Origin of the sequence: Limnobacter sp. (assembly GCF_043511195.1) — a bacterium.
Classification (GTDB): Bacteria; Pseudomonadota; Gammaproteobacteria; order Burkholderiales; family Burkholderiaceae_B; genus Limnobacter.
The window spans coordinates 3,214,719-3,226,184 of the sequence record NZ_CP121330.1; the positions used below are offsets into that span (position 1 = coordinate 3,214,719).

Below are 11,466 nucleotides of genomic sequence, written 5' to 3' on the forward strand. Positions count from 1 at the left end.
AGGCAAGAAACATGCGCACTGCTAGAACAAGCCTTTCGGCCCCGCGTAGCCAATCAAGAAAGGCCACAACAAATCAAGCGCTACAACGCCAAACAACACGGCAAGCATTAATACCATCCAGAACAAAGCGCGATTCAAGCGTTTTTGTTGTTTCACCAACTGTTCAATTTGATCGTCGACCCGGCCATTGGAATGCGTCAGGGTTTGGTGCAACAAACGTGGCAAGGCAGGCAAAATTTGAGACCACTGCGCAGCCTCCCACTGCAGGCTGGACTGAAAGCCCTTGAAACCAATTTGCTGGTGCATCCAGTTTTCCAGATACGGTTTGGCAGTTTTCCAAAGATCCAGATCGGGGTCGAGTTGTCGGCCCAAACCTTCGACGTTCAGCAGGGTTTTTTGCAACAAAACCAACTGGGGCTGAATTTCCACATTGAAGCGACGGGATGTTTGAAACAGCCGCATCAAGGCCTGTCCCAGTGAAATTTCTTTCAAGGGCTTCCCAAAAAATGGCTCAATGCACGCACGAATGGCGGATTCCAGTTCATCAATCCGTGTGCCCTTGGGCACCCAGCCCGACTGAACGTGTAGCTCGGCCACTCGCTTGTAGTCTTGTCGGAAAAAAGCCAGAAAGTTTTGCGCCAGGTATTGTTTGTCCACATCGCTGAGCGTGCCGACAATACCAAAATCCAACGCAATGTAACGGCCAAAATCCTCGGGTTGATCACCCACATAAATATTGCCGGGGTGCATGTCTGCATGGAAAAAACCATCACGAAACACCTGGGTGAAAAAGATTTCCACACCTTCACGGGACAATTTTTTCAGGTCAATGTTGTTCTCGCGTAGCCGCTCGATCTGCGAAATTGGAATGCCGTGCATGCGCTCCATGGTGATCACCGTGCTACAGCAATAGTCCCAGTACATTTCTGGAACACGCAACAAATGCCCGCTGCCCGAAGTTGGTGAGAAATTGCGGCGAAGCTGCGAAGCATTGGCTGCTTCTTGCATCAAGTCCAGTTCATCGTGCAGGTACTTGTTGAACTCGGCCACCACCTCGCGAGGCTTTAAGCGTTTGCCGTCTGAGGAAATTTTCTCAATCCACTGGGCCGCAGTTTTCATCAAGGCCAGGTCTTTGTCGATCACCTCGATCATGCCGGGGCGCAACACTTTTACCGCAACTTTTTTGCCCTCATGTTCACCCGAGCGAATTACCGCGAAATGAACCTGCGCAATTGAAGCACTGGCCACAGGCATGTTCTGGAAATCCAGAAACATGTCATCGATTTGACGACCCAAACTGGCCTCAATCAATTCACGGGCTTTTTCAGAGGAAAACGCGGGCACCTGGTCTTGCAACCGGGCCAGTTCATCTGCCACATCTTCTGGCAGCAAATCCCGGCGGGTTGATAACAGCTGCCCGAACTTGACAAACAGGGGACCAAGATCTTCAAGCGCACGGCGCATGCGCTCACCGCGTGGCGCCTGAACGTGGGACCGCGAGGAAATCAACGTCAGGAACCACTTGGCAAAACCGTTGTTGATTGAATCCGCTGCAATCAGGAAGAGGCCATATTTTCTGGCCACCAATGCGATGCGTGCCAGGCGGCGTAACTTCATTTGGGTGCACCCAGCTTGGCCAGGCGTTTTTCAAGACGCGCCAGTTCGTCTCGCATTTGATTGACTTCACCGCGAAACGCATCAAACTCCGAGGCTGTTGGAGTCATGGATTTTTCATGCACCACGTACTCGCGCAAATTACTTTTGAATCGCTGCACCACATCCCGGGCATTCGTTCCCAAAGCGGCAAGCGTATTCATGACCCACACGGCCTGCGCATCGCCTACCACACGCGCCAGATCACGTTCGGGATCCCAGCTTAAATCGTTGATGACAGTGGATACGGTTTGGGCGAAATCCATATCACCCTCGATTGCGGCCTTGCGCGACATGCTGTTGGGGTTACTGACAGAGCCGATCAAATCAGCCCATTGCATCGAAATTTTGGTATCTGCCGATGCGGCAACGCCGTTGCTGGTTGAGCTGGCCTGAAAGTAACCCTGATCGTTCACCCGTAATTTTAGTTGCACCGGCAAAATATTCAGATCAAGGACTTTGCCAGACTCTTTCTGCAATTTTGATTTGCTGCTGCGTTGCTGGTCCAGCAAGTGATTGAGCACAAGGCAAGCCATCTGCGTCACCGTTGCAGACATCAAGGCCAAAGGGGCTGAGAGCAAACCACCTGCCGCAGCCACACCTTTGGCCTGGCCAGATGACAGTAGTTTGGAGGCAAACTGAAAAAACAAAACGGGGGGACTGGCCAAGGCACACTTCCAACAGTCAAAAAATTTGTTTGAGTGTAACCCAGCCGGGCAGGCCAAGCCCGGCGGGTAGGGTCAAAAATTACAGATTGTGAATGCCCGAAAGCACCCAGCCGCCGCCTGAAACAGGGCGGGACATAATCCAAAGCTCATTGATTTCGGCTGCAGGCCCGTCTTGCTCCTCGCGCAGCATGCCGGTGAAGGCCACAGTCGCGATTTGCTCATCCACATCGGTCTCGAATCCAATCAACTGCGCATCGAGTGTGACCACATCGGTGCGGTTCACTGCACCGCCCCGCGCATCAATCTCGTCTTTGAGATGCTCCACCACGTCGTCGCTGCAATATTCACGCAGGCTATCAATGTCGCCCTTGTCGTATACGCCTTGCATCGTGACAAAAAACTTCTTGGCACTGTTCACAAAGTTCGCCTCATCGAAACCGGCAGGCAGGTCTTTCGTGGGTGTGGCGGCTGGCACGGGTGCGTCAAAGGCAGAAGCACCGCCAAACTGACCAAAGCTTTGATCAGCACGTGGGGCGCCCATGCCGGGCACGGGATCGTTTATGGTGTTTGCCGGGCCTTGACGATAACTGTTTGCAGAATCACCCGCGTTCATGCCGGGGGCGCTGTAAGCCGGGCGAGGCTTTGTGGCCTGTTGACCGCGCAACATGCGCACCAGGAACATGACCGCAAACACGGCCAAGCCGATCATCAGGATTGTTCCGAGAAACTCAGCCATGCCCGCGCCAAAGCCCAGGTAGCCAAACAAGGCCGCCAAACCCAAACCTGCCGCCAAACCACCCAAGGGACCCAGAAAACGGTTGCGTGGTGCAGCCGCTGTACCTGCCGTAGTACCGGCAGGATTGGTGGCCTGCTGCTTGCTGGGCGCAGTTGACGTGGTGCCGGAAGGCGAAGTCGGCGCGGTTTTCTGGAACTGCGAAGGCGCCGAACGGCCAAAACTGCCACCGCCACCCATGCGACGCGCTTCCGCGTCAGTTGGCAACACACTCAGACTCAAAAAAGCGGCCACAACCGCCAACACAGACAATCGAACAGACCAAACACGGGTTTTCACAGCAACAGCCTCCAGAATATTAATTTTTCGCGTGTAGCCAATAGACACATTCAGGCGAATTTGGTTCCTTGGTGCAGGGCCACTACGCCTGCGGTAAAGTTGGTGTACTTCACCTGGTCGAAACCACTCTCAAGCATGATGCTTTTCAGGGTTTCCTGATCAGGATGCATGCGAATGCTTTCGGCCAAATATTGGTAGCTAGCGCTATCTTGGGCTACCACTTGACCAATTTTTGGCAGCACCTGGAACGAATAAAGGTCGTAAGCGGGTGCCAACAAGGGATTTACCTTCGAAAACTCGAGCACAAGCACCTTGCCGCCCGGTTTGATCACCCGGCGCATTTCGCTCAAAGCGATGTCTTTGTGGGTCATGTTGCGCAAACCAAACGCCACGGTGACCACATCGAAGTAATTGTCGGGAAACGGCAGCTTTTCCGCATCGCACAGGGCCATTTTTGGCAAATACCCGCGATCAATCATGCGATTGCGTCCCACCCGAAGCATGCTCTCATTGATGTCAGTCAACCACACTTCCCCACTGGGGCCTGCTTTGTCCAGAAAAGCCTTGCTGAGATCGCCTGTACCGCCGGCGATATCAAGCACTTTCATCCCGGGGCGCACACCAGCAGCCCGCACAGTGCTGGCCTTCCACAATCGATGCATGCCGCCCGACATCAAGTCGTTCATGATGTCGTATTTGGCGGCCACGGAATCAAATACCTCGGCTACTTTCTTGGCTTTTTGGTCCTCGGGAACCTTTTCGAAGCCGAAATCGGTAATTTTATCGTTCATGATTTTTCAGTGGCTCGCGCAAGCGCCGCCTTTCTTTTGTTCGAATGGAATGTTTTCTGGTGCGTTGGGTTCACGACTGGCACCCGCAGCTTTCATGCGTTCCAGGTAGTCTTCCCACAAACCCTCTTGGTTTTCGCCCATCCACAGCAGGTATTGCCAGCTGAACAGGCCAGAATCGTGGCCATCTGAGAAAAACGGCTTGATTGCGTACATCCCCACAGGTTCCAGGTTGTTGACCATGACTTCCTTTTTACCAACCTGAAGGGTTTCCTGGCCGGGACCATGGCCACGAACCTCGGCCGAGGGGGAATACACCCGCAATAGCTCGAAAGGCAGGTTAAAACAGGCGCCAGTGTCGAATTCAATTTCGAGCACCTTGGACTTTTGGTGCACCACAATGCGTGTGGGGGTGGGAATATTGGTGGTTTCCATGCTGCTTAGGGTCTTTGGAATGCGTAATCCTCAAGTGTATCTCATCAAGGCCGACAGCGGTTTACACCATGGCCCGGGATTAATTTGATGACGATTCATTCAAGTGTCATATTACTGTCATGGAAATCCACTACTTTAGGTGACGTTGCACCAAACAAATATGCCAGAGAAGAGGAAAAACGAGATGTCCAGCACCATCCTAGTTGTTGAAGATGAACCCGCGATTGCAGAACTGATTGCCGTCAACCTGAGCTTTGCTGGGCACAAAGTGCTGCGGGCCGCCGATGCGGACCAGGCAAAAACCCTGATTACAGCTGAATTGCCTGACTTGGTGTTGCTAGACTGGATGTTGCCAGGCAAAACCGGCATTCAGTTTGCACACGAGTTGCGCGGCCACGAGCGCACACGCCACGTGCCGGTCATTATGCTAACTGCCCGCACAGAAGAACAGGACAAAGTAGACGGCCTGGAAGCAGGTGCAGACGATTACATTACCAAGCCTTTCTCGCCCAAGGAGTTGCTGGCCCGGATTAAGGCAGTATTGCGCCGCCGTGCGCCCCAGCTGACCGACGATATTGTGGAAGTACATGGCCTGAAGCTGGACCCGGTGACGCACCGCATCATGGGCCATGACAAAATTATCGACATGGGCCCCACCGAATTCCGCTTGCTGCACTTTTTCATGACCCACCCCGAGCGCGTACACAGCCGTACCCAACTGCTCGACCAGGTGTGGGGCGACCATGTGTTTGTAGAAGAGCGCACGGTAGATGTACACATTCGACGCTTGCGCCAGGCATTGACTATTTCCGGGCATGACCGCCTGATTGAAACAGTTCGTGGTGCAGGCTACCGCTTTACCGCAACGCAAAATGAAGGTGCACTAAACTAAGGGCTCCCCCCGACGGGATATTCCCCTAGAATACGCACCTATGACGTTCATCTTTTTTCGACTCATACTATTGGCCATGGTGCTGGGTGCAGCTGCCATCGTGGGCCAAATGGTTGCCGGGCCCACGGGCGCGGTGGCTGGTTCTATTTTGGCCTCGCTACTGGTCTATGCGCTCCACGTGCGCTCGGGCCTGCGCATTATTGCCTGGCTGGATGACTTCAAAGTCGAAAACGTGCCCGAGGTTTCCAGTTGGTGGGACGACCTCGCGGCGAAACTGTTCCGCTACCTGCGCTTGCACCAGCGCCAGCAACAGGCACTGACCAATGCCTTGGTCTCTTTCAGAACCGCCGCACAGGCCTTGCCCGATGGCGTTGTTACGCTCGATTCCGAAGGTCACATTTCCTGGTGTAACGACACAGCGCAAGACCACCTGGGATTGAAACTGGGCAGCGACATTGGCCAGCCCCTGATTAACCTGGTTCGAAATCCCAATTTCTCGAAATACATACGCAGCCGCTCTTGGGAACAACCCCTGATCATGACCGCCCCACGCAGCCGCAGCAAAGTATTGTCGGTACAGTTGGTCAGCTATGGTGACCAGCAAATGCTGGTACTTTCCCGCGATGTAACCCAGGTTGAAAAACTGGAACGCATGCGTCGGGACTTCATTGCCAATGTGTCGCATGAACTGAAAACGCCACTGACCGTGCTCAGCGGTTTTCTGGAAACATTTCGTGATTTGCCATTGAGCAAAGAACAACAAACCGAATACCTGAATTTGATGTACACCCAGGCCAACCGCATGCAGAACCTGGTGGAAGACCTGCTGGCTTTGTCGGCGCTTGAATCATCGCCCAATGCGGGTGAAGGTGGCGAACCAGTTGATTTGAGTGGAATTGCCCAGAAAACAGGTGATGAAGCCCAACAACTTTCCGCCGGAAAGCACGATATTTCGGTGGATGTTGACAAGGGTTTAATGGGTTTCGGCAATTCAGCCGAGATTTTCAGCGCCTTCTCGAATATCGTGACCAATGCTGTGCGTTACACACCCGCGCATGGAAAAATTTCCATCAGTTTGCGCAAGACAGAAAACGAGATTGGAAAACCCTGTGCAACGTTTGTTGTGAAAGACACTGGCATTGGTGTATCGGCAGAACACATTCCACGACTGACTGAGCGCTTTTACCGTGTGGACCGCAGCCGTTCACGCGAAAGCGGTGGTACTGGCTTGGGCTTGGCGATTGTGAAGCATGTGGTGCAACGCCACGATGGTGAACTGGACATTCAAAGCCGGCCGAATGCGGGCAGTACATTTACGATTCTGCTGCCACTGGCGAAGGCTGGTGCGGCTTCAAAACCTGCCGTTTCCGAAGCGACGACTGTTTGAGCGAAGCGACGTGTAGCTTTACCGCAAACCACCAATTCGGTTGCTGAGCGCGCAATCAACAGGGCTGGCTAGGTTAGGCTCACGTTGTGCGTGAGCCTAACCTAGCCAGGCCTTAATTACATGTTCGCTACGCCAGGAAACGCCGCCAGCAACTCAGCCCGCAATGCCAGCATCCACTTGGGCTTTGAATCAAGCACCAACTGCTGCCGGGGCGACAAGGAAACACCCTGCTTGGCCACAGCCCACACCGGAGCAGGAAAGTGTTTGTCGTCGGTAAAACGCGGAATGACATGCCAATGCAAATGGGGCACCACATTGCCAAGCGTAGCAATATTGGCTTTGTCGGCCTTGAATACGCGCAACACGAATTGCTCAAGCAATACCACCGCGTCCATACACAGCATCCGATCTTCCCGACTCAGGTCAGAAAACTCGCGAACATGGTCGTTCCAGATCAAGCGCAGAAAGCCGGGGTAATCGGCATCCACGGCCTCGATCACCCGAAATTTGCTGCAATTGAACACCCAATCGCCGCCCGGTGTGGCACACAGGGGGCAATTAGACAAGGATGCGCTCAATGCCGCCGTCGTTGGCGTCTTTCACGTAGTTTTGCAACCAGTCCTGACCCAGCACATGCTTGGCAACTTCAACCACAATGTAATCTGCTTGCAAATTGGCATCGTCGCTGTAGCGGCTCAAACCCTGCAAGCAGGATGGGCAGCTGGTCAGAATTTTCACATCGGCCTGTGGTGCGTTTTCTCGCACCTTTTCCGCACCCTTGCGCATTTCCTCTTCCTTGCGGAAGCGGACCTGCGTGGCCACGTCGGGGCGCGAAACACCAAAGGTGCCCGATTCGCCACAGCAGCGATCATTCTTGGTGATGTTCTGGCCCTGCAACTCGCTGTTCATCAACTGGTTCACAACCTTCAGCGGGTCGTAGGTTTTCATGGGTGTGTGGCAAGGGTCGTGGTACATGTACTTCGTACCCGTCACATTGTCCAGCGTCACGCCTTTTTCCATCAGGAATTCGTGGATGTCGATGATGCGGCAGCCAGGGAAAATTTTCTCGAACTCATAACCCTGCAACTGGTCGTAACAGGTGCCACAGCTCACCACCACGGTTTTAATGTCAAGATAGTTCAAGGTGTTGGCAACGCGGTGAAACAGCACGCGGTTGTCGGTGATCATTTTCTCGGCTTTGTCGTACTGCCCTGCCCCACGCTGCGGGTAACCACAGCACAGGTAACCAGGAGGCAGCACAGTTTGCACGCCCACATTCCACAACATGGCCTGCGTGGCCAAACCCACCTGGCTGTACAAACGTTCAGAACCGCAACCAGGGAAATAGAACACCGCTTCAGTGTCAGCCTGCGTGGTTTTCGGGTTGCGAATCACCGGCACGTAATCGCTGTTCTCAATATCAAGCAAGGCACGTGCGGTTTTCTTGGGCAAACCACCAGGCATGGGCTTGTTGATGAAGTGAATCACCTGCTCACGAAGTGGTGCCTTGCCCACCGTGGCAGGCGGCTTGGCGATTTGCTTGTTCAACATACCCAGCGACTTCGCCACTTTGTAGGCGCCACGCTGCAGCTTGTAACCAATGCCTGTCATGCCCACACGCATGGCTTTGATGGTGGCCGGGTCTTTCGCATTCAGGAAAGTCATGGCCAAGGCAGTGCCGGGGTTGAAGCTTTTCTTGTCCAGCTTGCGCAAAAGGGCGCGCATGTTCATGGACACATCGCCAAAATCGATATCGACCGGGCATGGCGTTAAACACTTGTGGCACACCGTGCAGTGGTCGGCCACGTCTTCGAATTCTTCCCAATGCTTGATGGACACACCACGGCGGGTTTGTTCTTCATACAAGAAGGCTTCGACCAGCAAAGAGGTGGCCAGAATTTTGTTGCGTGGGCTGTACAGCAAATTGGCACGCGGCACGTGGGTAGAACACACGGGCTTGCACTTGCCGCAACGCAGACAATCTTTCACGGAATCTGCAATTGAGCCAATGTCGCTTTGGCTCATGATCAGGCTTTCATGGCCCATCAAGTTGAAGCTGGGCGTGTAGGCATTGGCCAAATCACCGCCGGGCAACAGCTTGCCCTTGTTGAAACGACCTTCCGGGTCGATGCGCTGCTTGTAATCCTGGAACGGCTGCAATTCCTCTTTGGTGAGGTACTGGTACTTGGTAATGCCAATACCGTGCTCACCGGAAATAACACCGTCCAGATTCCGGGCAATTTGCATGATGCGGTCAACGGTGTGTTCCGCTTCACGCAACATTTCGTAGTCGTCAGAATTCACCGGAATGTTCGTGTGCACATTGCCGTCGCCAGCATGCATGTGCAGCGCCACGAACAAACGACCGCGCAGTACCTGCTTGTGAATGGCTTTGCATTCTTCCATCACGGGCACAAACACACCGCCTTCAAAAATGCGGTTCAGGTTGTGGCGCAGTTCGGTTTTCCAGCTAACCCGAATGGTGCGATCTTGCAACACATCGAACACGGTCGCTTCAGGTTGATCTGCCAAACGCTTTTCAAGCGCGGCATCCAGATGACCCAAACCAATTGTTTTCAACACTGCATTGGCTTGTGCCAAAGGCATGTTCATATTGCCCAGCAGCCAGCTCCAGCGCTCATGCACGCCTTCAAGCAACTCAACGGCGCGGCCAACACGGTCGCCCACCAGGTCTTCAGTCGACAACTTGGTGGAATCCACTTCGTCGGTTTTGCCCAGGGTCAAGGGCTTCTCAAAAAAGGCTCGAAGCGCTGCAACCAGTTTCAGTTTGTTGCGAATCGACAATTCAATGTTGATTCGCTCGATTTCATCGGTGTATTCGCCCATGCGCGGCAGGGGAATAACCACGTCTTCGTTGATTTTGAAGGCGTTGGTGTGGCGCGCAATGGCGGCGGTGCGGGCGCGGTCAAGCCAGAACTTCTTGCGGGCTTCGGGGCTAACTGCCACAAAACCTTCACCTGCGCGGCCGTTGGACAGGCGAACCACTTCAGAAGCCGCTTGGGCCACTGCATTTTCATCGTCGCCCACAATGTCGCCAAACAACACCATTTTCGGGAAAGCGCCACGCTTGGACTTGGGGCTGTATTTCACCGCGCGCAAATAGCGCTCGTCGAGGTGCTCAAGGCCCGCCAAAATGGCGCCCATGGCTTTGCCCTCGGTATCGAGGTAGTTCTTGATTTCGACAATTGAAGGCACTGCGTCGCGGGCCTGGCCGTAAAACTCCAGACACACCGTGCGGGTGTGTTTGGGCATGCGGTGCAAAATCCACTTGGCCGATGTGATCAAGCCATCGCAGCCTTCTTTCTGGATACCGGGCAATCCGGCCAGAAACTTGTCGGTCACGTCTTTGCCCAAACCCACTTTGCGGAAGCGTGCGCCCTCAACGGTAAGGCGTTCGGTTTTCAGAATTTTGGCATTCGGTGCCAGGCGGCCATCGGACCACACCAGGTCAAAATCGGCCTGGGGTGCGTCGTGAATTTTGCTCAGGTTGTGGTTGACTCGAGTCACCTCAAGCCAGTCGCCCTGTGGGTCGACCATTCTCCACCACGCCAGGTTATCGAGCGCAGTACCCCACAACACGGCTTTTTTGCCGCCCGCATTCATGGCCACGTTGCCGCCAATACAGCTGGCTTCGGCCGATGTGGGGTCAACTGCAAACACACGACCAGCGGCTTCAGCCGCTTCCGATACGCGCTTGGTGACCACACCCGCACCCGAAAACACGGTTGCGTATTCCTCAGAAAGACCAGGCAACACTTCCATTTTGACTTGGCCAAGTTCTTCCAGCTTTTCGGTGTTGATGATGGCCGACAAGGCCGTGAGTGGCACCGCGCCACCGGTGTAACCCGTGCCGCCTCCACGTGGAATAATGGTGAGGCCCAAGTCGATACAGGCTTTGACCAAACCAGGAATTTCAGATTCGCGGTCGGGGGTGAGCACCACAAACGGGTACTCTACGCGCCAGTCGGTGGCGTCAGTTACGTGGGAAACACGCGACAGACCGTCGTACTTGATGTTGTCTTTCGCTGTGTGTTCACCCAACACCTTGCGGGCACGACCACGCAAAATGGCCATGGCTTCCAGCTCACGCTGAAACTCGAATACTGCTTTTTCGGCCACGGTGAGTAATTCACGAACCTTGGCACTGCGATTGTCTGTATCCGTTTCGACCGCGGCTTCTTTCACTTCCACCCGACGGGCGTCAATTTCGCCCAGGCGGTGAAACAAAGCTTCGATCAGCGCAGTCAGGCGCTTGGGATTGTCGAGCAGGTCGTCTTGCAAATACGGGTTGCGGCGCACCACCCAGATGTCGCCCAATACCTCAAACAGCATGCGTGCTGAACGGCCAGTTTTTCTTTCCTGGCGCAACTCTTGAAGAATGTTCCAGGCCGACTCGCCCAGTAAACGGATCACGATTTCACGGTCCGAAAACGAGGTGTAGTTGTATGGAATTTCCCGCAGGCGAGCGGTTTCGCCGGCAGAGGGTTTCAATGTGTTTAATTCGACGGGTGCGTTCATGCAAAACCTTTAGACTGCTTAGCCTTTTATGG

General features: G+C 54.1%; 9 protein-coding genes. 2 read left to right on the forward strand and 7 right to left on the reverse strand.

Translation table 11 applies throughout. The annotated features are described in order from the left end of the window. Positions 1-21: 21 nt before the first annotated feature. From ubiB to P0D43_RS15275, 5 genes are all read right to left on the reverse strand, one after another. Complete coding sequence (ubiB, locus tag P0D43_RS15255) at positions 22-1,617, reverse strand: ubiquinone biosynthesis regulatory protein kinase UbiB (RefSeq protein ID WP_394672881.1); 1,596 nt, start codon at positions 1,615-1,617, stop codon at positions 22-24. Beyond that, positions 1,614-2,321 carry an SCP2 domain-containing protein gene (locus P0D43_RS15260; RefSeq protein ID WP_394672882.1) on the reverse strand — a complete coding sequence of 236 codons (708 nt, stop codon included), beginning with the start codon at positions 2,319-2,321 and terminating at the stop codon, positions 1,614-1,616. Before P0D43_RS15260 ends, ubiB begins: the two co-directional genes overlap by 4 nt. Before the next feature lie 79 nt (positions 2,322-2,400). Further along, entirely contained in the window at positions 2,401-3,393 is a 993-nt protein-coding gene (locus P0D43_RS15265) for a Tim44 domain-containing protein (protein ID WP_394672883.1), read from the reverse strand. A 50-nt stretch (positions 3,394-3,443) separates the two neighbouring features. Then, positions 3,444-4,184, reverse strand: a complete 741-nt coding sequence (ubiE, locus tag P0D43_RS15270) for a bifunctional demethylmenaquinone methyltransferase/2-methoxy-6-polyprenyl-1,4-benzoquinol methylase UbiE (protein ID WP_394672884.1) — start codon at positions 4,182-4,184, stop codon at positions 3,444-3,446. A gap of 6 nt (positions 4,185-4,190) precedes the next feature. After that, positions 4,191-4,616, reverse strand: coding sequence for a gamma-butyrobetaine hydroxylase-like domain-containing protein (locus P0D43_RS15275; protein ID WP_159572058.1), 426 nt, complete (start codon positions 4,614-4,616; stop codon positions 4,191-4,193). 184 nt (positions 4,617-4,800) lie between these two features. Here P0D43_RS15275 and phoB point away from each other — a divergent pair, with 184 nt between their 5' ends. Next, positions 4,801-5,508 (forward strand): phosphate regulon transcriptional regulator PhoB, encoded by a 708-nt coding sequence (gene phoB, locus P0D43_RS15280; RefSeq protein ID WP_008250307.1) that lies wholly within the window; start codon positions 4,801-4,803, stop codon positions 5,506-5,508. A gap of 40 nt (positions 5,509-5,548) precedes the next feature. After that, positions 5,549-6,895, forward strand: a complete 1,347-nt coding sequence (gene phoR / locus P0D43_RS15285; RefSeq protein WP_341236799.1) for a phosphate regulon sensor histidine kinase PhoR — start codon at positions 5,549-5,551, stop codon at positions 6,893-6,895. A 116-nt stretch (positions 6,896-7,011) separates the two neighbouring features. Here phoR and P0D43_RS15290 read toward each other — a convergent pair whose 3' ends face one another. Both P0D43_RS15290 and P0D43_RS15295 read right to left on the reverse strand, forming a co-directional pair. Continuing rightward, the gene (locus tag P0D43_RS15290; RefSeq protein WP_341236798.1) at positions 7,012-7,461 is read right to left on the reverse strand and encodes an HIT family protein; all 450 of its coding nucleotides are present in this window, start codon (positions 7,459-7,461) and stop codon (positions 7,012-7,014) included. Next, a complete protein-coding gene (locus P0D43_RS15295; protein WP_341236797.1) occupies positions 7,454-11,434 on the reverse strand; it encodes an FAD/FMN-binding oxidoreductase in 3,981 nt (1,326 codons plus the stop codon). The genes P0D43_RS15290 and P0D43_RS15295 overlap by 8 nt, the downstream gene beginning before the upstream one ends. Between the last annotated feature and the right edge of the window lie 32 nt (positions 11,435-11,466).